This window comes from Mycobacterium sp. 852002-30065_SCH5024008, from assembly GCF_001665645.1.
Lineage (GTDB): Bacteria > Actinomycetota > Actinomycetes > Mycobacteriales > Mycobacteriaceae > Mycobacterium > Mycobacterium paraffinicum.
This window is the reverse complement of sequence record NZ_LZSZ01000056.1, coordinates 37,451-57,722: the sequence shown is the minus strand read 5'-3', so window position 1 is coordinate 57,722 and position 20,272 is coordinate 37,451. Positions and strand designations below refer to the sequence as shown.

Genomic DNA, 20,272 nt, shown 5'->3' with positions numbered 1-20,272 from the left:
TTTGCCCGAAAGTAGCGACCCTCGGCATTGAGGGCCGTCTGGGGCAGTATGCGGGTTAACTGAGCCGAACACCTAGGGTTCCGATTAATTGTTTCCGTCTTCGTCGGCCACCTGACAAGATGCGCGCAACGCCTCCCGGAATGGTGCGGTGGTGGCAATGTATTGGCGTGGAGCGCACACCCCCCACCGCGGTCATCGAGGCGGCGCATCGCGCGGACGCGTTGCCATTCGATGACGACGCGGACTTTCACAACGCCGATCGCGGATTCATCGCCGCCCTGTCCCCGTGCGTGATCAAGGCGGCCGACGGGCGCGTGGTCTGGGACAACGACGCCTACTCCTTCCTCGGTGGTCCCGCCCCGCCGTCGGTGCACCCGAGCCTGTGGCGGCAGTCCACTCTCGCCGCCAAACAGGGCCTCTACGAAGTGGTTCCGGGCATCTACCAGGTCCGTGGCTTCGACATTTCCAACGTCACGTTCGTCGAGACCGACACCGGCATCATCGTCATCGACCCGCTGGTGTCCACGGAAGTCGCGGCGGCGGCACTGGCGCTGTATCGCGCACACCGGGGCGGCGACCGTCCCGTGGTCGCGGTCATCTACACCCACAGCCATGTCGACCACTTCGGCGGCGTGCTGGGCGTCACCGCACAGGCGGATGTGGATTCCGGCGCGGTGGCCGTGCTCGCCCCGGAAGGCTTCGTCGAGCATGCGGTCCAGGAAAACGTCTACGCCGGGCCGGCCATGACGCGCCGGGCGACCTACATGTACGGCACGCTGCTGCCCCGCGGGCCCCGGGACCAGGTGGGCTGCGGGCTGGGTCAGGCGCCGTCCACCGGTGAGGTGGCGATCATCGTCCCCACCGTCGTTATCCGCGAGACCGGCGAGAAGCACACCATCGACGGCGTGGAGATCGAGTTCCAGATGGCGCCCGGCACCGAGGCGCCCGCCGAAATGCATTTCTACTTTCCGCGATACCGCGCGCTGTGCATGGCCGAGAACGCCACCCACAACCTGCACAACCTGCTGACCCTGCGTGGTGCCCTGGTGCGCGACCCGCACGCCTGGTCCGGCTACCTCACCGAGGCGATCGACGCGTTCGCCGACCGCGCCGACGTGGTGTTCGCCTCCCATCATTGGCCCACCTGGGGACGGGAGAGCATCGTCGAATTCCTGTCGCTGCAGCGCGACTTGTATGCCTACTTGCACGACCAGACGCTGCGACTGCTCAACCGGGGCTACACCGGGGTCGAGATCGCGGAGATGTTCCAGATGCCGCCGGCGCTCGAGCGCGCGTGGCACACCCACGGGTATTACGGGTCGGTCAGCCACAACGTGAAGGCCGTCTACCAACGCTACATGGGCTGGTTCGACGGCAACCCGGCCCGACTGTGGCCGCATCCGCCCGAGGCCCTCGCGCCGCGTTACGTGGAGGCGATGGGCGGAATCGACCGGGTTGTCGAGCTGGCCCAAACGGCGTTCGACGCCGGTGACTTCCGTTGGGCGGCAACGCTGCTGGATCACGCGATCTTCACCGAGAGCGGGCATGCCGGCGCCCGCGCGCTGTGCGCCGACACGTTCGAGCAGCTGGCCTACGGCGCCGAGAACGCCACCTGGCGCAACTTCTTCCTCAGTGGCGCAACGGAATTGCGTGGCGGCAACTTCGGCACCGCCGCTCAGGTCACGTCGCCCACCATGCTCTTGCAGCTAACCCCGGAGCAGATCTTCGACAGCCTCGCCATCCGTGTCGACGGGCCGCGCAGCTGGGATCTCGACCTCGCTATCGACATCGCCTTCGCCGATCTGGCCGCCAACTACCGGCTCACCCTGCGCAACGGCGTGCTCGTGTACCGCAAGGCGGCGGCCGAACCCGCGACGGCGACGGTCACGGTCGAGCTGGCCGGCAAGTCTCGGCTGCTGACGGCGGCGCTGGGCGACTTCGACTCGCCCGGGCTACAGATATCCGGCGACCAGGCGGCGCTGCGGGCTTTCCTGGGTGTGCTCGATCAGCCGGACCCGAGCTTCGACATCGTCACGCCGTGACGTCGATGACGACCTTGCCCAACACCTTCCGGTCGGCCACATGCCGCAGCGCGGCGGCGGTTTCGGACAAGGGGAACCGCGCGCCGATGTACGGCCGGATCGTGCCGGCGGCGAACATCTCCGACAGCTCCCGCATGTCGCGGATGGCCTCGTCGGGGTGGTCGTTCATGAAGGTGCGGATCTCCATGCCGCGCACCCAGATGTCCTTGAGCAGAACAAGGTTGAGTGGGATGGCCGGTATCGTGCCCGCGGCATAGCCCAGGGTGACGAAGGTGCCGCCGCGCGCCAGCCCGCGCAGCGCCGGCTCCGCATAAGGCCCGCCGACCGGGTCGATGATCACGCGGGCGGCGTCGCCGGTGAGCTCGCGGATGCGCGACTTCAAGTCTTCGCGGTCATAGTCGACGGTCGCCTCGGCGCCGCGCTGCCGGCACAGCTCAAGCTTCTCCGGGCTCGATGCGGCCGCCAGCACCCGCGCCTTCATGGCGACGGCCAGGTCGACCGCGGCCAGCCCGACACCGCCGGCGGCGCCCAGCACCACCACCCAATCGCCTTCTGCCACTGTGGCCGTCGAGCGCAGCGCGTGGTAGGCGGTGCGGTAGGTCACGCCGAAGGCGGCGGCCGACGCGAAGTCGGCGTCGTCGGGCACCAGCGCCGCCTGGCTCGCGTCCAGCAGCGCCAGTTCGGCGAACGCGCCGAAGGTGGTTCCCGAAACTCGCTGCCCTGGCTGGAATGGCGCGCCGGCGCCGGCGGCGATCACTTCGCCGGCGATCTCGTTGCCCGGTATGAACGGCGGCGGAATCTTCACCTGGTATTTGCCCGCGATGAACAGCACGTCGGGAAAATTGACCGCGGCGGCGTGCACCCGCACCAGCAGCTGCCCCGGGGCCGCAACGGGGTCGTCGACGTTCTCGAGAACCAGATCTTCGGGAGTGCCGTAGGTACGGCAGACAACGGCGCGCATCAACTGACCCCCAGGCCGCGTAGGCAAAAGCCCACCAGGTGTGCGATGTCGTCGGACTTGGGCCGGTCGGCCGACCCCACGTATCGGCGCATGTTCGCGGCGGTGCAACTGAACACGGCCTCGACGTCGCGCTCGACATCGCTACTTCCCAGCGCCGCAACGGGTTCGACGAGCAGGTCGCGTAGCGGCCGCATCATCTCCTGATCCGCCGCGCGCCAATTCGCGCCGGCCGACATCTGTCCGGCGGCCGCCCGGCTCAGGCTGATCAAGTGCGGGTCGGCCACCTGCGCCAGCGTGCCCTCGATCCAGCGGGCGACCTGCTCGCGCGGCTCGCGCTCCTTGGCCATCTGGTGCTCGAGGTAGGACACGACGATTGCCACGCCGCGTTCCATGACGGCCAGGATAAGATCGTCTTTACCGGCGAAATAACGGTAGAACGCCTTGTTCGACGAACCGGCCTCGGCGACGATATCGCTCACCCTCGGAGGTTCCGGCGCGACCCGTTCCATGACACGGACCGCCGCGGCCAGGATGCGCTCCACCTCCTGGGTAGCCTCGCGCTGGCGGTCATCGAGCGCCCGCTCGACCGCCGCGGTCACCCTGCTGCTCACGGCGAATCGGGCAGCGCCGGAACATGGTTGACGAGGCCGCCGTACTTGGTGCGTGCGGCCTCCCGGCGGATGTCCAGCAGTTCGCTCGGCCACTCGGCGTCTTCGGCCTCGTAGTGTTTGAGCAGCAGCCGGGCCAGGTTGACCTTGTGGGCCTCGGTCGGCCCGTCGGCCAGGCCGAGTGCCACCCCGCCGAGCAGCACGTTGACCAGCGGCAGCTGGTCGGTGGTGCCCAGCGCACCGTGTACCTGGATCGCCCGCAGCCCAATCGATTTCAGCACCTGTGACGCCAGAATCTTGCAGGCGCCGATCTCGGCGCGGGCGGCATGCTCCCCGGCGGTGTCGATCAGCCACGCCGCGTGCAGCACCGCCAACCGGAACGGCATCAGCTCGGTGTAGGAGTCGGCGATGAATGCCTGCACCAACTGTTTGTCGGCCAGCGAGCTGCCCTGTGTGAAACGGCTTTTCGCGCGGCGCGCCATCATCTCCACGGCGCGCTGGGCCACCCCGATCGACCGCATCGCATGATGCAGCCGCCCGCCGGCCAGCCGGGTCTGCAGGATCATGAAGCCTTGGCCGGGTTCGCCCAACAGCGCGTCCGCCGGCACCCGGACGCCCTCGTAATGCACCAGGGAATGCCCGGGTTCGTGCGGCAGCGCGCCGACCAGGTGGTGGGTGGCCTCGATGGTCAACCCGTCGGTACCTGCCGGCACCAGGAACGTCGAGGCGCCGCGGTGGACGGGCACGTCCGGGTCGGTGATCGCGACGACGATGAAGAACGAGGCGACGGAGGCGTTGGAGGAGAAGTACTTTCGCCCGGTGATCACCCAGTCGTCGCCGTCGCGGAAGGCGCGCGTCCGGAACACCCGCGGGTCGGCGCCGCCCTGTGGCTCCGTCATCGAAAAGCAGGAGAAGATCTCCCCGGACAGCAGGCCGGCAAGGTAGCGGTCCTTTTGCTCCTGCGTTCCGAAGCGGGCGATTATCTCGGCGTTGCCGGTGTCGGGCGCCTGCGTGCCGAACACGATCGGCGCCCACGGGCTGCGCCCCAGAATCTCGTTGATGAGTGTCAGCTTGACGGCGCCGAAGCCCTGGCCGCCCAGTTCGGGGCCCAGATGCGGTGCCCACAAGCCTTGGTCGCGAACCTGTTGCTTGAGCGGATCGACGATGCGGCGGCGCTCGTCGTTCAGTGGCAGGAACTCGCAGCCCGGGAACAGCACCTCGAGAGGTTCGACCTCTTCGCGGACGAAGTCGCGGACCCAGTCGATTTTCTGCTGAAATTCCGGTTCGGTGGAGAAGTCCCAAGACATTCGAATGCTCCTACTCGTTCATTGGCGGCGGCCCGGCCCCCGCAAGCGGGAGGTGCCCCCAGCGCCCGGCACCCCGCTTGCGATCGCCGCGTTAGGGGATTCCACCGTCGGCGCGCAGGATCGAACCGGTGGTGAAACTGGAGGCGTCCGACGCCAAAAACAGTGCGGCCCCGATGATTTCGCTCGGGTCTCCGGCGCGCTGCAGTGCCAGGTGTCCGAACGGCTTGCCGTGGGCCGCCTCGAGATTCCACGCCTTGCTCACGTCGGTCAGGAAGGGGCCGGCCATCAGCGTGTTGACCCGTACCGACGGACCGAATGCCTTCGCCAGCGCCTCGGTCATGGCGTTGAGGCCGGCCTTGGCGGCGGCGTAGGGAACGATGTCGGGAGTGGGGCGCAACGACCCGGCGGTGCTCACGTTGATGATGGACCCGCGGCCGGACGCGACCATTCGCTCACCCACCAATGCCGACAACCGGAACGGCCCTTTGAGGTTGAGGTTGAGAACCGCGTCGAACAGTTTCTCGGTGACGTCGGTCAGCTTGTCGTACAGGGGGGACATGCCGGCGTTGTTGATCAGCGTGTCCACCTTGCCGAATCGGTCATAGGTGGCTTCGACCAAGCCGTCGAGCTGATCCCAGCGCCCGACGTGCACCTGATACGGCATGGCGGAGCGCCCCGTTTCGGCCTCGATCTCCTTGGCCGTGGTCACGCAGTTGTCCATGTTGCGGCTGGCGATCACGACGTCGGCGCCGCAGCGTGCGGCGGCGAACGCCATCTCGCGGCCCAGCCCGCGGCTGCCGCCGGTGATCAGCACGACCCGGTCGGTGAGATCGAAAAGCCCGTCCGCGTAACCCATTTCACCGGCCCCCGGGGGGCAAGGAGCGCGCGAGCCCGGCCGCCGTCGCGATCAGCTGCGGGATCATCGTCCCGAAGGCGTCCTGGACCTTGGGGTCGACCTTGCCGGTGCGCACCCCCGCAGCGTAAGTCTTTTCCAGCACGATGCCGAGTTTCCAATTCGCCAGCACCAGGTAGTAGTCGATGTTTTCGGTGGAAAGCCCGCTGACCGCCTCGTAGTGCCGCAGCAGTTCGCTGCGGGTGGGCATGCCGGTCATGTCCAGATAGAACCCGTCGGCGCGCGGCTCTTCGCCGTCGTAGCCCAGCAGGCACCACGCCAGGTCCAGCAGCGGGTCGCCGACCGTCGTCATCTCCCAGTCCACGATCGCGGCCAGCCGCGCCGGCTCCCCATGGGCGAACATCACGTTGGCGAATTGGTAATCGCCGTGCATGATGCCCGGTTGGTAATGCGCGGGCCGATTGTTCCGCAGCCACTCCGAGGCCTCGTCGAGGCCCGGTAGGTCGCGCACCTTGTAGGCGTCGAGGAAGGTCAGCCAGCGGTCGACCTGCCGCTCGTGAAATCCTTCCGGGCGGCCGAAGCCGTCGAGACCTTGAGCCCGCCAGTCCACCCGCCCCAGCTTCGCCGCGCCTTCGACGAGCTGAAAGGCCAGCCCGCGGCGGGCGTCCAGGTCGGTGTCGAACGGCGGCTGCCACCCGCCGTCCATCGGGCTCCACCCATCGATGGCCTGCATGACGTAGAACGGCATGCCGAGCACGGTGCGGGTGTCGTCCGCGGCGATCAGCGCCGCGTGCGGGACGTCGGTGCCGGACAGGGCACGCACCAGCCGGATCTCGCGCAGCAAGCCGTCGATGCGCGCCGCATCGGCGCGCGGGCCGGGCATCCGCAGCACCATCCGCTCCCCGCCGCGGTCGAGCAGATACAGCGTGTTCTGCGAACCGCCCTTCAGCTGCTCCAGCCGCGGTTCCTCACCGTCGCCTGGCGCACCGTTCGCATCCAGCCAGCGGGCAAGAACACCCGCGTCCAGTCGGTCCTGACCTACCGTCGTCATCCGCACACCCGCTCTCTGTGCGGAGAATAGCATTCTCCACGCGGCCTCCGGCTTTTCGGCTCAGTCCGGCTTGTGCGCGATGAGCAGAAACCCGGGCGCCATGAAATGGCCTTCACCGTCGCGTTCCAGATGCGCCAACGGCCCGTCGGAAGACGGGCCCGCGTTGCCGTAGACCTTGGCCGGGCGCAGATCGTCGACCCGCCAGAGCGTCGAGACCGCATCGCGCAACTCGGTTTCGGTGAAGCCGCGCGGCCCACCGTGATCGGCGTCGCCCAGCGCGCCGGTGGCGAAGGCCAAGATGTACAGCGCCGCTCCCGGGGCGGCCGCCCGGAGGATCGATTGCAGGTAGTCCTGGCGCTTCTCCGGCGGCAGCGCATGAAACAGCCCGCTGTCCATGATCGTGGAGAAGCGGCCGTCATAACCGCGGAAGTTTGTGACGTCGGCCTGCGCGAAAGTCGCCGTGGTCAGTCCTTGTTCCGCGGCCGCCATGGCGGCGGCCTGGATCGCGGTCGCGCTGGTGTCCAGGCCCACCACGGTGTGCCCCCGCGCGGCGAGGGCCAGCGACAGTGCGGCATGGCCGCAACCGGCGTCCAGGACATCGCTTCGGATGTTGCCCTCGTCGATCAGCACGGCCAGCTCGGGCTGCGGCCGGCCGATGCTCCACGGTGGCGGCGTCTCCTGCCGGTACGCCACGTCCCAATCCCTGCTCGGCTCCGTCATTCGTCCTCCTCGCGGTCGCCTTCTGCTGAGCCCTATTTTGCGCGGGCCGGTCCGCATGCTTTGAATGAACACGTCGCGCTCAACCACAGACAGGAAACACCCATGCAATTGCTTCTGGTCCGGCACGCGCTGCCGCTGCGCAGCGAACACGGCGAGGGCTCCGACCCGGACCTGTCGGACGAGGGGTTGGCACAGATCGAGCGACTTCCCAAGGCGCTGGACCGGTTTCCCATCTCCCGGGTGGTGAGCAGCCCCCAGCGGCGCGCCATCCAGACCGCCGAACCGGTCGCGGCAGCGCGGGATCTCACCGTCGAGATCGACGACCGATTCGCGGAATACGACCGGGACCTTCCGCTGTACATCCCGGTCGAGCAGATCCGCGAGGAAATGCCCGAGGAGTGGGCGCGCCTGGCCCAGGGCCACCTGCCCAGCGCGGTCGACGAGGACGCGTTTCTCGCCCGGGTCCGCGCGGCGGTCGACGAGCTCGTCGCCTCCGTCGATCCCGACGACACGGTCGCGGTGTTCAGCCACGGCGGTGTGATCAACGTCCTGCTGCACCAGATCCTGGGGACGTCCCGGCTGTTGTCGTTCCCCGTCGACTACGCGTCGGTCACCCGGCTGCTGTTCTCGCGATCCGGTCAGGCGACCGTGGCGGGGGTCAACGGAGTCGAGCACGTGTGGGACCTGCTGCCGCGAAATCAGAGGTGGTAAACAAGTCCGGTGACTTCAGCTGACCAACTCGAGGGCCTCGACCTGGCCTCGCTGGATCGGTACCTGCGTTCGCTCGGCATCGGGCGCGACGGTGAGTTGCGCGCGGAGTTCATTTCCGGTGGCCGTTCCAACCTGACCTTCCGTGTCTACGACGACGCGACCAGTTGGCTGGTGCGGCGCCCGCCGCTGCACGGCCTGACGCCGTCGGCGCACGACATGGCCCGTGAGTACCGGGTCGTCGCCGCGCTGCGCGACACACCCGTTCCGGTCGCGCGCGCGATCGCGCTGTGCGAGGACGACTCGGTGCTGGGCGCGCCGTTCCAGATCGTCGAATTCGTCGCCGGCCAGGTGGTGCGCCGTCGCGCCCAGCTGGAAGCCTTCAGCCACACCGTCATCGAGGGCTGCGTCGACTCGCTGATCCGGGTCCTCGTCGACCTCCACTCCGTCGACCCCGAGGCCGTGGGGTTGGCCGATTTCGGCAAGCCCAGCGGCTACCTGGAGCGGCAGGTGCGGCGGTGGGGTTCGCAGTGGGCGTTGGTGCGGCTGCCCGACGACCGCCGCGACGCCGACGTCGAGCGCCTGCACTCCGGTCTGCAAGAGGCCATTCCCCAGCAAAGCCGCACGTCGATCGTGCACGGCGACTACCGGATCGACAACACCATCCTGGACATCGACGACCCGACGAAGGTGCGCGCCGTCGTCGACTGGGAGCTGTCCACCCTGGGGGACCCGCTGTCCGATGCGGCCCTGATGTGCGTGTACCGCGACCCGGCCCTGGATTTGATCGTCAATGCGCAGGCGGCCTGGACGTCACCGCTGTTGCCGACGGCCGACGAGTTGGCCGACCGGTACTCGCTGGTCGCCGGGCTGCCGTTGGCGCATTGGGAGTTCTACATGGGCCTGGCTTACTTCAAGCTGGCCATCATCGCGGCCGGCATCGACTTCCGCCGGCGGATGTCGGACCAGGCTCGCGGGATGGACTCCGACCACATGCCGGAGGTCGTGGCCCCGCTGATCTCCCGCGGGCTGGCGGAGCTGGCCAAGCTCCCCCGTTAGGCCCTAGCGCGCCGCCGCGTGATGCTTCTTGGCCGCGCGGCGCAGTTGCAGGATTCGGGCGGTGCCGACGGCCACCGTGATCAGGCCGCCGACCACCGCCGCGAGCAGGATGGCCACGCCCAGCGGCAGGCGCCAGTGCCAGCCCAAGAACGTAAAGGGCGTCTCCGCCGTGTTCTGGGTGATGAAGATCAGCAGCAGAATCAGAATCAGGAAGCCGCCGATCAGGGACGACCACAGCGCGCCGGCGCGGGTGAACCCGATCGCCGGCTCCTTGGGCGCCGCGCCCGGCTTGGGCGTCGCGGCGGGCTTGGGGGGCGGCTGGCTGGGCGAGGCAGGGGGATGGCTGCTCATAGGGTCATCTTTGTCCCATCCGGCACAGAATGAAACCAAACCGGGCAACCGGCCCGCTGGGTCCCGGCGCGCGGGCGACTCTGAGGTTAGTGTCGGCGGTATGGGGATGTCGTCGCGCGCGCATCGCGCGATCATCCAAGCGGCCGTGTGGCTCACGGCGATCTGCGTTCTCGCGGCGTGCAGCAGCTCCGACCCGCTGGGTGCCCAGGTCCGCAGCCCCAAATCCATCGTCGTGGGGTCCGGCGACTTCCCGGAATCGCAGATCATCGCCGAGATATATGCACAAGCGTTGCAGGCCAACGGATTCGAGGTCGGTCGGCGGATGGGAATCGGCAGTCGGGAGACGTATATCCCGGCGCTGAAGGACCATTCCATCGACCTGGTGCCGGAGTACATCGGCAACCTGCTGCTTTATTTCGCGCCCGAGTCGACGGCGACCATGCTCGACGCCGTCGAATTGGAGCTCGACCGCAGGCTGCCCGGGGACCTGGCGGTCCTGACGCCTTCGCCGGCCACCGACACCGACACCGTGACGGTGACAGGCGGGACCGCTAATTCGTGGAACCTGAAGACAATCGCGGACCTGGCGGCGCATTCGCCGGACGTGAGGTTCGGGGCGCCCTCGGCCTTCGCGAGCCGGCCGTCCGGCCTGCCCGGGTTGCGGCAGAAGTACGGACTCGACATCAGGCCGGGCAACTTCGTCGCCATCAACGACGGCGGCGGCGCGGTGACGGTACGCGCCCTGGTGGAGGGAAGGGTCAACGCCGCCAACGTTTTCACCACTTCGCCCGAAATCCCGCAGAACCGTTTGGTGGTGCTCGAAGACCCGGAGCACAACTTCCTGGCCGGCAACATTGTGCCGCTGGTCAATTCGCAGAAGAAGTCGGACCGGCTCAAGGAGGTTCTGGACGCCGTGTCGGCGAAGCTGACCACTCCCGGCGTGGCCGGACTCAACGCCGCGGTAGCGGGAAACTCCGGTGTTGATCCCGACCAGGCCGCCCGGGACTGGTTGCGGAACAACGGCTTAAATCATCCGGTCGGCTCATGATCGTCTTCGACAAAGTCAGCAAGTCCTTCGCCGACGGGACCACCGCGGTGGACCAGTTGAGCCTGGTGATCCCGAACGGGAAGTTGACCGTCTTCGTCGGTTCGTCGGGCAGCGGCAAGACCACGGCGCTGCGCATGGTCAACCGCATGATCGAGCCCACGTCCGGCGCCATCACCGTCGACGGTGTGGACGTGTCCACCCTGGACCCGGTGCGGCTGCGCCTCGGGATCGGCTACGTCATCCAGCATGCCGGCCTGATGCCGCACCTGCGGGTGATCGACAACGTCGCAACGGTTCCGGTGCTGAAGGGGCAGTCCCGCCGGGCGGCTCGCGCCGTCGCCTACGAGGTGCTCGAACGCGTCGGGCTGGACACCAAGCTGGCCACCCGCTACCCGGCGCAGCTGTCCGGCGGTGAGCAACAACGTGTCGGGGTGGCGCGTGCACTGGCCGCCGACCCGCCCGTCTTGTTGATGGACGAGCCGTTCTCGGCCGTGGACCCGGTGGTCCGGCTTGACCTGCAGAACGAAATCCTGCGTCTGCAAAGCGAATTGCACAAGACCGTCGTCTTCGTCACCCACGACATCGACGAGGCGCTCAAACTCGCGGACAAAGTCGCGGTCTTTCGGGCCGGCACGTTGCAGCAGTATGACGAACCCACGCGGCTGCTGTCGCGCCCTGCCAACGATTTCGTCTCGAGGTTCATCGGCCTCGGCCGCGGCTATCGATGGTTGCAACTCATCGACGCGGCCGGCTTGCCGGTGCATGACGTGCAACGGATCCCGGCGGACGACCTCGCCGACACCGGCCAGGCGGACGGCTGGGCGGTGGTGGTGGACGGCGCGGGCGCGCCGATGGGTTGGATCGATTCCGAAGGCCTGCGCCGGCATCGCGCGGGTGCGTCGTTGTCGGACAGCATGAGTGGCGTCGGCTCGTTGTTTCGTCCCCGCGGGAACCTCAGCCATGCGCTGGACGCGGCGCTGTCGTCGCCGTCGGGGGTGGGCCTCGCCGTCGACGAAGGCGGCAAAGTCATCGGCGGTGTGCTGGCCGACGACGTGCTGGCCGCGGTCGAAACCCGAAGAAAGACGTGACCGGGGAACAGATATGCACTACCTGCTCACCCACCTCGACGACGCCTGGGCGCTGACCATCGTCCATTTGCGGTTGTCGTTGGTGCCGGTGCTGATCGGGTTGGCCCTCGCCGTCCCACTGGGCGCGGCGGTGCAACGCGCACCGGTTGCCCGCCGGCTGACGACGGCGACCGCGAGTGTCGTGTTCACCATTCCGTCGCTGGCGCTGTTCGTGGTCTTGCCGATGGTCATCGGGACCCGCATCCTCGACGAGGCCAACGTCATGGTCGCGCTGACGGCCTACACCGCGGCGCTACTGGTGCGGGCGGTGCTCGAGGCGCTGGACGCGGTGCCGGCCCAGGTGCGCGACGCCGCCACCGCCGTCGGCTACCCGCCGATCACCCGCATGCTGAAAGTCGAACTGCCGCTATCTATTCCGGTCCTGGTCGCTGGGTTACGGGTGGTGGTCGTCACCAATATCGCGATGGTCTCGGTCGGTTCGGTGATCGGCATCGGCGGCCTGGGCACCTGGTTTACCGAGGGGTACCAGACGAACAAGAGCGACCAGATCCTTGCCGGCATCATCGCGCTCTTCGTGCTGGCTGTCGTCATCGACGCGTTGATCGTGGTGGCCGGCCGCCTGGCGACGCCGTGGGAGCGCGCCGGGCGCTCACTGCGCCGGCGGTCGGTGGTGGCCCCGATAGTGGGTGGCGCGCGATGAACTTCGTGCAGGGGGCCATCTCCTACCTATTGACCGCCGGCAACTGGACCGGCCCGGTCGGGCTCGCGGCGCGCGTCCTGGAGCATCTCGAGTACACGGCGGTCGCGGTGGGCGCCTCGGCCCTGATCGCCGTCCCGGTGGGGCTCATCATCGGGCACACCGGCCGCGGCACGGTGCTGGTGGTGGGCACGGTCAACGGGTTGCGCGCCCTGCCGACTCTGGGCGTGCTGTTGCTCGGGACGCTGCTGTTCGGGTTGGGGATGGGGCCGCCGCTGGTCGCCCTGATGCTGCTGGGCGTCCCGGCGCTGCTGGCCGGCACTTACGCGGGAATCGCCAACGTGGAGCCGACCGTGGTCGACGCGGCCAGGGCAATGGGCATGACCGAAGCGCAGGTGCTGTGGGTGGAGGCGCGCAACGCGCTGCCGTTGATCCTCGGCGGGTTGCGCAGCGCGACGCTTCAGGTGGTCGCCACCGCCACGGTGGCGGCCTATGCCAGCCTCGGTGGGCTGGGCCGATACCTGATCGACGGAATCAAGGAGCGAGAGTTCCACCTTGCCCTGGTCGGTGCCTTGATGGTGGCCGCTTTGGCGCTGGCGCTGGACGGGCTGCTGGCGTTGGTGGTGTGGGCGTCGGTGCCGGGCACCGGACGACTTCGCCACACTTACCCGACAGGCCTGCCGCGGTTCGCCCGCACGTTTTACGGTAGGTGAGTGAACGCAGACCCCTCTGATGCCCCTCGGCGCGTTTGGCAGGCAATGTTGACCTGGCGCGCCCAGGACGTCTCCCGGATGGAATCGGTACGAATCCAGGTGTCCGGCAAGAGGATCAAGGCGAACGGTCGCATCGTCGCCGCCGCCACCGCCACCAACCCGGCATTCGGTGCGTACTACGACCTGCAGACCGACGAGACCGGCGCCACCAAGCGGCTGGGGATGACGGTCACTCTCGCCGAACGGGAGCGCGTGCTGTCCATCGCCCGTGACGAAGAGAACATGTGGCTGGTCACCGACCATCAGGGCGAGCGCCGAGCGGCGTACAACGGCGCGCTCGACTGCGACGTGGTTTTCAGCCCGTTCTTCAACGCGTTGCCCATCCGGCGGCTCGGCCTGCACGAGCGGGCGGAGTCGGTCACCTTGCCGGTCGTCTACGTCAACCTGCCCGACATGGCGATCACAGCGGATCTCGTGAGCTACACCAGCACGGGCGGCCACGACGGCATCAAGCTGCACTCCCCGGTCGCCGACACCGTCGTGAGTGTCGACGACGAGGGCTTCATCGTCGACTATCCAGGCTTGGCAGAGCGGATCTGATCACGCCGCCCGCCCGGCCCGCGGCGGCCAACTCCTCGCGCCAGTTCTCGCCGCCGATGATGACGTGGAAGACGTCGGAACGCGGAAAGCTGTCGTAACGCGTGCGGGCGGCATGGCCGGCCTCGACGAGTTCGCCCACCGAATTATTCGCGACCAGCGACTCGCGGGCCCGGCTCAGCAACTCGATCATGCGGTCGATGGTCGGCACCAGCTGGTCGGAGTTGCCCTCACACATCGCCCGCACCAGGTCCGGGGCGGTGCCGGCCACCCGCGTCCCGTCGCGGAACGACCCGGCAGCCAGCGCGAACGCCAGCGGCACGTCCCCGGCGATGACCGCCAGCGCCTCGGCGAGCAGGTGCGGCAGGTGCGAGATCGCGGCCGCCGCAGCGTCGTGGTCGTCGGACTTGGCCGGGACCAGCACGGCACCGCAGTCCAGGGCCAGCGTCATCACCATCGACCACACCACGGGATCGACGTGGTCGTCCACGCTGATAACCCACGGCGCCCTGGTGAACAGGCCCGGGTGGCCGGCGGCCCAGCCCGAATGGGCGGTGCCCGCCATCGGGTGGCCGCCGACGAACCGTTCCTGCAGGCCGGCCGCGACAACCTCGTCGAGCACGGCCCGTTTGACGCTGGTGACATCGGTCAACGGGCAGGTCGGGGCTAGTTCGGCGATGTGGGCGAGCATGCCGGCCAGCGCCGGCATGGGGATGGCCAGGACGATCAGCGCGCCGGTGTCGGCGGCGCGGGTGAGCGTCGCCGTCAGGTCGGTGGTCGCGTCGAAGCCGTCGGCGGCGGCTTCTTTTGCGCCCTCCACCGACCGGTTGTAGCCGAACACCTCGCGGCCGGCCGCCGTGGCGGCCCGCATTATCGAACCACCGATCAGCCCCAGCCCGAGCACGCACACCGGTGTTTGAGAAACAGGGCTAGCCACAGACCTAAGGTTGGCACAATCCGGCTGCGGCGGTGCGTCAAGATGTCGGCGCGGTTTCGCTCCATCTGGTCAGGGGGCCTGGTCTGCGACTACCGTAAGCGGCCATGGGAGCACAACGGGCCCCAGCCCAAGGCCTGTCCGCCGATACGCCGGACGGTTTCGGCGTAGCGGTCGTGCGCGAAGAGGGCCAGTGGCGGTGTTCCCCGATGGCCCGCAAATCGCTGCTGAGCCTCAAGGCCGCCGAGACCGAGCTGCGGGAATTGCGCAGCGCCGGCGCCGTGTTTGGGCTGCTCGACGTGGATGACGAGTTCTTCGTGATCGTGCGCCCCGCGCCGTCGGGGACCCGGTTGCTGCTCTCGGACGCCACCGCCGCGCTGGACTACGACATCGCCGCCGAAGTGCTGGACAAGCTGGACGCCGACATCGACCCCGAGGATCTGGAGGATTCCGACCCGTTCGAGGAGGGCGACCTGGGATTGCTCTCCGATATCGGGCTGCCCGAGGCGGTGCTGGGCGTCATCCTCGACGAGGCCGACCTCTACGCGGACGAGCAGCTCGGCCGCATCGCCCGGGAGATGGGCTTCGCCGACCAGCTGTCCGCCGTGATCGACCGCATCGGTCGGTGATCGCGAGCGCGGCCGTGGCGACCGCAAGCGCGGCAGAGCCGGGTGCACCGGGTCGCCAAGAATGACGAAGCCGGGCGATGCGGGTCGCCGCGATCAGGCTCGGTCGGTGATCATCAGGCTCGGTCGGTGATCGCTGACGAGGACCTGATCCGCACCGCGTTGTCGGTCGCCGCGACGGCGGGTCCTCGCGACGTGCCCATCGGCGCGGTCGTCATCGGGGCCGACGGGACCGAACTGGCCCGCGCGGTCAACGCGCGGGAAGCCCTGGGCGATCCCACCGCGCACGCCGAGATTCTGGCGCTGCGGGCGGCGGCCGCTGTGTTCGGCGACGGGTGGCGGCTGGAGGGTGCCACGCTGGCGGTGACCGTCGAACCGTGCACGATGTGCGCCGGTGCGCTGGTCCTGGCCCGCGTCGGCCGGCTGGTGTTCGGCGCGTGGGAACCCAAGACGGGAGCGGTCGGATCACTGTGGGACGTGGTCCGCGACCGGCGGCTCAACCATCGCCCGGAAGTGCGGGGCGGGGTGCTCGCCGACGAATGCGCCGCACCGCTGGAGGAGTTCTTCGCCCGCCAGCGATTGGGGTGATGGGCCCACCGTTCGGTAAGCTGCTCCGCGGTGGCGTGTCCGAGCGGCCTAAGGAGCACGCCTCGAAAGCGTGTGACGGCTAACACCGTCCGAGGGTTCAAATCCCTCCGCCACCGCCAAAGCCACTAAGGCGTTTTGCAGTTCAGGTTGCGGTCGAGGTGTTCCACCGGGACGAGGTATCCCGCGCGACGGAAGGCCGCTCATGCTTTGGCAAAGCAGTACATCCGGTATTCCAAGCTGCCGCTTTGGAGGGCCTCGTACGCATCCCATACGAGCCGGTGGCCGCGGGTCGCGGCAAAGCTGTGCGCGAATGATGGCACCAGTGCATTGACCATCGCCACCCACCACTGTGAGTTTTTCTCCATCCCGCGCACGACCTCTGTATTGATCACCCTCTGGGCGAGCATCCGCATCGGCGCGTCAGCCAATTGCGCCTCCCATGCGGCAACAACGCCGGTGTATCGGAAATCGGCGTATAGGAAGTGTCCTTCCGGTCGCAGCACACGCGCGACCTCAGCGAGGAAATAGGGAAACTGAGAGTACAGGTGTGAAGATTCGATATTGATTGCCGCGTCGAAGGATTGGTCGGGAAACGGCAGGTTCTCGGCGTCGCCTTGTACGAACTCCAAGCCAGCCAGATTGTGCCTTCGCTGGCAGAAGGCGATACCGGCCGAGTTCAAATCTAGTCCGGTGTATGAGGCGGGGTGGAAAGTGCGCATGAGGTATGAGGCTCCGCCTCCGTGGCCGCAACCGACCTCCAGCACCTGCTTATCTTTCAGGTCTACCTGGGTCGCCGTGCGGTGATAAAGCTGGATGAATAACCGGTTGGGCTCGTCGGAGGGCGAAAGTGGCACGCCCATCGGGGGGTCCTCTTCGTAGCCATAGTTGAGGAACAAAACATCGTCGGCGGCAAGCCGACGGGTCAGATAGCGATACAAAAATTTCTTGTAAAAATGTTGGTAAATATAGTGCGAATACTTCTCATTGACCTTATCGAGAAGCAGGCGACGAAAGTCGCGCTCTTGACCCCGGAGCGCCATGGGCGGAGCATAGCAGGGCTAGGGTGTTTCTCATCACACGTAACGCGAACGACTCGATCCGGATTTTCCGCCTGGCAGGTAACCGTTCTCCATTGCGAGGACACCGTTTTGGAGGCGGCATTCAATTGGTCCGCCATGGCTTCGGCGTTGAGTAGGCTGCCATCGTCACTGAGACAGGGCTCATCCGTGCTCTAGGGAGGCCCGACGTAAGCACTCCGCCACCGCCAAAGGCCTTCGTCCGTTATCGCGGGTGGGGTCGCTTCTTGAGTTCTCGCGTGAAGCTCGTATGTGGGTTTAGCAAAGACGATTTTGGGCCAATCTCGGTCGAGGGTGGATAGCATTTATTCACGGACAAACGCAACGCGCGCAGCAAGAGGCCACATGACGAAGAAACTCGAGATCGTCGCCGTCTTCGCGTTCTGTTGTGTCCTCATGGCGCCCACGGGCATCGTTGCCGAATCTGTTGCGCGCGCAGACGATTCGGGTACGGCGCTGTACAGCGGCATCAACGGGCTTCGTCAGCCGTGCGGGCCACTCACAGATGACCCGCGTTTGCGGGTGGCAGCGCAGCGGCACGCCGAAGATATGCTGCGCACCGGTTTGAGTGGCCATATCGGTTCGGACGGATCTTCGCCGCGGACGCGCATCGCAGAAGCCGGCTACACCAGGACCCCTGCCACGGGTGAGATCGTCTATTGGGGAACCGGATCAGCCGCGAATCCCACCCAGGCTCTCGACTCGTGGATGCAAAGCCCTCCACACCGGGGGATCATCGTCAACTGCGCTTTCACCGCGGCCGGCTTCGCCACCGCCTCGGATGGCAACAAAATGACCGCGGTGGGTGACTTCGCGGCTCCCTAAGTCCTTGCTGACAAGGTTCTTTCGTCGCTCATTGCTGCCACCAGCAACGACCATGCGGGTGCACAGAACGCCGTTTTGACTGGACCAGTGCCATAGAGTCGGCTCGTGGCGTCGGTTGGTCGTGGTTTCGTTCGTGCGGTCGCGCGGCTTAGCGTTGTCGTGGGGCTCGTGATGACCGGGGGGGCCTGCACAACCCACAAGCACGAATCGACCCCGAGTCCGGCGACGCTCACGGTCGCGCCGACCGAAATGGGGGGTTGCGCTCCAGATCGGTTGGCGCGGTGCGTACCTGGGCTGATTGACGTCGAGGACAATCTGTTCAACCGCGTCAATGTCTATGCGCCCCATTCGGGCTTCGGGGCCGAGCCTCCGTTTCCGGGTCGAGGGTCGACGCTCGAAGACTGCCAACGTCTGCCGAGGTTGGGAGCGACTGACAAACCGGAACTGGACGTGGAATACAGCCCCGCCACCGACGCCAGCGGGGCTTCCCTCAGCAATCGATTCGCCGCAAACGGCGCTGATTCCGTCCGGATCCGGTTCACCGTCGCGAGCGACGGCGATGACGTCACCGGTGCGATGGCCGCGTGGTCACGTCGGTGTCCTACGTGGAGCGTTGCCCACTCCATGGACAACAACGGCATCCAAGGTTGGCTGGTCGGCGAATCCCGCGAAGCGCTGACGCAGTACCAGTCGGGCGACACCGGCCGGCAATGGCCCTCCGTCGTCAATATGGCGGCGACGGTGCTGCCCAACAGGGTGACGGTGCAGGCCTGGTATCGCACACCCGATCCGTCGGCGGCCTCGCGTAACCAAATTCTGTCGCAATTGATCGGCGCAGCAGGACTACCACGGCCACGCTCGGCGCTGCCGCCAATGCTCGCCGACTGGAGCCAGGCCCAGATCTCGACGCTGCTTCCGGCGCTGTCCGTGGACACCGGCATTGAGACCGCTTCTGGTGACAACAGCATCCTCGCTGGCGAGCCGGGCAGCGCCTTATGGTCGCTCTGCCCGTCCGGTGGCCACGTCGCCGCCCCGCGTTACGACCCCCTGGCGAGCTGGCAGGACTTCGACCAGTCGAAGTGGGACAAGCCCGGGAAACCGCCAAGGCCCAAAGTGATGATCAGTCGGGCACATGCCGGCGATAATTTCTTGGCCGATGTCCGGCGTGAGGCCGACGCTTGCGCCGCGCATATGGCCGAGAAGCCCGCAGTATGCGGGGACCGCCAAAATCGCCAGTCCCTCCAGACGGATTCGGCCGTCGCCGAAGGCGAAGACACGGTGCGCCTAACACAGCGGTGGATGCGGGACATTGAAGTACGCGGTCACGGCATGTGTGGTGAAGGCGTCGAGGCGCTGAGGGTCACCCAGGTGCGGGGACTGATCGTCATCAGCAGCTCAAGCGACGGTGGATGGCTCTTCAAGGGGGACACGCCGCCCCTCCCGCTGAGTACTCTCGACGAGCTTCTCGCCGAGACCGTACGCAGAATCAAGGCCGCGTGACTCACATATGTGGCAGCCATACAGAACCATGCGGCGACAGCACGAACCCACGGCCTTGCCGGTCTTTACAGGCGGTCACGCCTGAGTCATCGACGCCGCAGATCACACCGTCGACCGTGATGGAATGCTTCGGGGGCAACGTCTTGAGACACCGCCCGTACACTTTCCCGTTCGGAGCAATGGGATTACCAGATTGTGCTAATCCGGAGGCGGTGCCGATCACATTCACCGTGCCGGGCCCAGCTGCAGGCGGGACAGCGGGAAAGTTATTGCCGGTGCATTGGGCCTGGCCGGAAAAGAAATCACAAGTGATGCCGCCTGGTGTAAGGAAGTACACCCCATTCACTGGCGTGTAGCTGTTGATGTCTGGAAATGCGGGCGTGTCGGCGCCCGCTACGGGTAAGCAGGCGAAAGCGCCCGCAACAATTGGGAGAATTCCAGCCATGCCGTTAATGACGGTTTCGCTGACAAATGATGTCCACGAATCATATTTGGTATGCGTATGCCTCGATTCATCTAACGCTACACGTGAGGCAGCCAAGCGGAACCATGCGGCGACAGCACGAATCCACGTCCTTGCGGATCTTTGCACGCAGTCATGCCGGAGTTATCCACTCCGCAGATCACGCCATCTACCGTGAGGGAGTGAAACGGCGGCAAGGTTTTCAGCGGCTGTCCATTGGTGTCGAGAGGCGTCCCAGTCGGTCGCGGTGCTGAGCCGGTACTGATGGAAATGAGTCGCGGCGCTCCGTTAGATGAAGGAGCGGCGGGGGGCAAGCCTGGAAGGTTGTTGCCAGTACATCCTGCTGACGGCGGGTTTCCGAACACACATGTCACACCGTCTGGGCTGATGAATGCGATCATCTGGAGCGGCGTCGGTCTGCCGGAGTTCGGATAAGTGATGGCGTAGTCGGCCGGGT

At 66.9% G+C, this 20,272-nt stretch carries 20 protein-coding genes, 1 tRNA gene and 2 pseudogenes; 13 read left to right on the top strand and 10 right to left on the bottom strand.

The window, feature by feature from the left end:
• The first annotated feature begins 167 nt into the window (after positions 1–167).
• A complete protein-coding gene (locus tag A5781_RS05865; protein ID WP_369817684.1) occupies positions 168–2,042 on the top strand; it encodes an alkyl/aryl-sulfatase in 1,875 nt (624 codons plus the stop codon).
• On the opposite strand, the gene A5781_RS05860 is transcribed toward A5781_RS05865, so the two are convergent.
• The 6 genes from A5781_RS05860 to A5781_RS05835 form a co-directional block, all read right to left on the bottom strand.
• Complete coding sequence (locus tag A5781_RS05860) at positions 2,032–3,003, bottom strand: NADPH:quinone oxidoreductase family protein (protein WP_067202567.1); 972 nt, start codon at positions 3,001–3,003, stop codon at positions 2,032–2,034. The genes A5781_RS05865 and A5781_RS05860 overlap by 11 nt on opposite strands.
• Positions 3,003–3,614, bottom strand: coding sequence for a TetR/AcrR family transcriptional regulator (locus tag A5781_RS05855; protein WP_067202564.1), 612 nt, complete (start codon positions 3,612–3,614; stop codon positions 3,003–3,005). Before A5781_RS05855 ends, A5781_RS05860 begins: the two co-directional genes overlap by 1 nt.
• Positions 3,611–4,918, bottom strand: coding sequence for an acyl-CoA dehydrogenase family protein (locus A5781_RS05850; protein WP_067202562.1), 1,308 nt, complete (start codon positions 4,916–4,918; stop codon positions 3,611–3,613). Before A5781_RS05850 ends, A5781_RS05855 begins: the two co-directional genes overlap by 4 nt.
• A 91-nt stretch (positions 4,919–5,009) precedes the next feature.
• A complete protein-coding gene (locus tag A5781_RS05845; RefSeq protein ID WP_067202559.1) occupies positions 5,010–5,774 on the bottom strand; it encodes an SDR family NAD(P)-dependent oxidoreductase in 765 nt (254 codons plus the stop codon).
• Position 5,775: 1 nt separating this feature from the next.
• Positions 5,776–6,822 (bottom strand): phosphotransferase family protein, encoded by a 1,047-nt coding sequence (locus tag A5781_RS05840; RefSeq protein WP_067202556.1) that lies wholly within the window; start codon positions 6,820–6,822, stop codon positions 5,776–5,778.
• Between the two features lie 60 nt (positions 6,823–6,882).
• Positions 6,883–7,542, bottom strand: coding sequence for a class I SAM-dependent methyltransferase (locus A5781_RS05835; RefSeq protein WP_067202554.1), 660 nt, complete (start codon positions 7,540–7,542; stop codon positions 6,883–6,885).
• A gap of 102 nt (positions 7,543–7,644) precedes the next feature.
• Between A5781_RS05835 and A5781_RS05830 the strand changes: the two genes are divergently transcribed.
• Both A5781_RS05830 and A5781_RS05825 read left to right on the top strand, forming a co-directional pair.
• On the top strand, positions 7,645–8,253 hold the full coding sequence (locus tag A5781_RS05830) for a histidine phosphatase family protein (protein ID WP_067202552.1): 609 nt from the start codon (positions 7,645–7,647) through the stop codon (positions 8,251–8,253).
• A gap of 9 nt (positions 8,254–8,262) precedes the next feature.
• Positions 8,263–9,309, top strand: a complete 1,047-nt coding sequence (locus tag A5781_RS05825) for a phosphotransferase family protein (protein WP_067202548.1) — start codon at positions 8,263–8,265, stop codon at positions 9,307–9,309.
• A gap of 3 nt (positions 9,310–9,312) precedes the next feature.
• Here A5781_RS05825 and A5781_RS05820 read toward each other — a convergent pair whose 3' ends face one another.
• Positions 9,313–9,660: a lipopolysaccharide assembly LapA domain-containing protein gene (locus A5781_RS05820; protein WP_067202546.1), complete on the bottom strand. Its 348-nt coding sequence runs from the start codon at positions 9,658–9,660 to the stop codon at positions 9,313–9,315.
• 100 nt (positions 9,661–9,760) lie between these two features.
• Between A5781_RS05820 and A5781_RS05815 the strand changes: the two genes are divergently transcribed.
• From A5781_RS05815 to A5781_RS05795, 5 genes and pseudogenes are all read left to right on the top strand, one after another.
• Entirely contained in the window at positions 9,761–10,708 is a 948-nt protein-coding gene (locus A5781_RS05815) for an ABC transporter substrate-binding protein (protein ID WP_067202543.1), read from the top strand.
• Positions 10,705–11,852: pseudogene (locus A5781_RS05810) on the top strand (ABC transporter ATP-binding protein). The gene A5781_RS05815 and the pseudogene A5781_RS05810 overlap by 4 nt, the downstream one beginning before the upstream one ends.
• On the top strand, positions 11,810–12,496 hold the full coding sequence (locus A5781_RS05805; protein ID WP_067202538.1) for an ABC transporter permease: 687 nt from the start codon (positions 11,810–11,812) through the stop codon (positions 12,494–12,496). The pseudogene A5781_RS05810 and the gene A5781_RS05805 overlap by 43 nt, the downstream one beginning before the upstream one ends.
• Positions 12,493–13,202 (top strand): annotated as a pseudogene (locus tag A5781_RS05800) (ABC transporter permease). Before A5781_RS05805 ends, A5781_RS05800 begins: the two are co-directional and overlap by 4 nt.
• Before the next feature lie 4 nt (positions 13,203–13,206).
• Positions 13,207–13,806 (top strand): putative glycolipid-binding domain-containing protein, encoded by a 600-nt coding sequence (locus tag A5781_RS05795; protein WP_156622672.1) that lies wholly within the window; start codon positions 13,207–13,209, stop codon positions 13,804–13,806.
• Here A5781_RS05795 and A5781_RS05790 read toward each other — a convergent pair.
• Entirely contained in the window at positions 13,769–14,713 is a 945-nt protein-coding gene (locus tag A5781_RS05790; protein ID WP_082939220.1) for a prephenate dehydrogenase, read from the bottom strand. The two genes, A5781_RS05795 and A5781_RS05790, sit on opposite strands and share 38 nt — an antisense overlap.
• A gap of 131 nt (positions 14,714–14,844) precedes the next feature.
• Between A5781_RS05790 and A5781_RS05785 the strand changes: the two genes are divergently transcribed.
• From A5781_RS05785 to A5781_RS05775, 3 genes are all read left to right on the top strand, one after another.
• Positions 14,845–15,366: a tRNA adenosine deaminase-associated protein gene (locus A5781_RS05785; protein WP_066954912.1), complete on the top strand. Its 522-nt coding sequence runs from the start codon at positions 14,845–14,847 to the stop codon at positions 15,364–15,366.
• Between the two features lie 126 nt (positions 15,367–15,492).
• Positions 15,493–15,951, top strand: a complete 459-nt coding sequence (locus A5781_RS05780; protein WP_067202527.1) for a nucleoside deaminase — start codon at positions 15,493–15,495, stop codon at positions 15,949–15,951.
• Positions 15,952–15,980: 29 nt separating this feature from the next.
• Positions 15,981–16,070 (top strand) — tRNA-Ser (locus A5781_RS05775).
• 81 nt (positions 16,071–16,151) lie between these two features.
• Here the strand turns inward: A5781_RS05775 and mtf2 are convergent.
• Positions 16,152–16,991, bottom strand: a complete 840-nt coding sequence (gene mtf2 / locus A5781_RS05770; protein ID WP_067202524.1) for a fatty-acid O-methyltransferase Mtf2 — start codon at positions 16,989–16,991, stop codon at positions 16,152–16,154.
• A 381-nt stretch (positions 16,992–17,372) separates the two neighbouring features.
• On the opposite strand from mtf2, the gene A5781_RS05765 reads away from it, so the two are divergent.
• Together A5781_RS05765 and A5781_RS26085 are read left to right on the top strand one after the other, a co-directional pair.
• Positions 17,373–17,852, top strand: coding sequence for a CAP domain-containing protein (locus tag A5781_RS05765; protein ID WP_197503721.1), 480 nt, complete (start codon positions 17,373–17,375; stop codon positions 17,850–17,852).
• 105 nt (positions 17,853–17,957) lie between these two features.
• Complete coding sequence (locus A5781_RS26085; RefSeq protein WP_231990646.1) at positions 17,958–19,352, top strand: hypothetical protein; 1,395 nt, start codon at positions 17,958–17,960, stop codon at positions 19,350–19,352.
• A 1-nt stretch (position 19,353) separates the two neighbouring features.
• Here A5781_RS26085 and A5781_RS25480 read toward each other — a convergent pair whose 3' ends face one another.
• A complete protein-coding gene (locus A5781_RS25480) occupies positions 19,354–19,893 on the bottom strand; it encodes a hypothetical protein (RefSeq protein ID WP_156624430.1) in 540 nt (179 codons plus the stop codon).
• Between the last annotated feature and the right edge of the window lie 379 nt (positions 19,894–20,272).

What these genes read in the sequence shown, in the direction of transcription:
- A5781_RS05820 (WP_067202546.1), bottom strand. Translation starts at nt 9,660, where the DNA reads ATGAGCAGCCATCCCCCTGCCTCGCCCAGCCAGCCGCCCCCCAAGCCC.
- A5781_RS05805 (WP_067202538.1), top strand. Translation starts at nt 11,810, where the DNA reads ATGCACTACCTGCTCACCCACCTCGACGACGCCTGGGCGCTGACCATC.
- A5781_RS05765 (WP_197503721.1), top strand. Translation starts at nt 17,373, where the DNA reads ATGACGAAGAAACTCGAGATCGTCGCCGTCTTCGCGTTCTGTTGTGTC.
- A5781_RS05840 (WP_067202556.1), bottom strand. Translation starts at nt 6,822, where the DNA reads ATGACGACGGTAGGTCAGGACCGACTGGACGCGGGTGTTCTTGCCCGC.
- A5781_RS05815 (WP_067202543.1), top strand. Translation starts at nt 9,761, where the DNA reads ATGGGGATGTCGTCGCGCGCGCATCGCGCGATCATCCAAGCGGCCGTG.
- A5781_RS05845 (WP_067202559.1), bottom strand. Translation starts at nt 5,774, where the DNA reads ATGGGTTACGCGGACGGGCTTTTCGATCTCACCGACCGGGTCGTGCTG.
- A5781_RS05835 (WP_067202554.1), bottom strand. Translation starts at nt 7,542, where the DNA reads ATGACGGAGCCGAGCAGGGATTGGGACGTGGCGTACCGGCAGGAGACG.
- A5781_RS05860 (WP_067202567.1), bottom strand. Translation starts at nt 3,003, where the DNA reads ATGCGCGCCGTTGTCTGCCGTACCTACGGCACTCCCGAAGATCTGGTT.
- A5781_RS05830 (WP_067202552.1), top strand. Translation starts at nt 7,645, where the DNA reads ATGCAATTGCTTCTGGTCCGGCACGCGCTGCCGCTGCGCAGCGAACAC.
- A5781_RS05785 (WP_066954912.1), top strand. Translation starts at nt 14,845, where the DNA reads ATGGGAGCACAACGGGCCCCAGCCCAAGGCCTGTCCGCCGATACGCCG.
- A5781_RS05850 (WP_067202562.1), bottom strand. Translation starts at nt 4,918, where the DNA reads ATGTCTTGGGACTTCTCCACCGAACCGGAATTTCAGCAGAAAATCGAC.
- mtf2 (WP_067202524.1), bottom strand. Translation starts at nt 16,991, where the DNA reads ATGGCGCTCCGGGGTCAAGAGCGCGACTTTCGTCGCCTGCTTCTCGAT.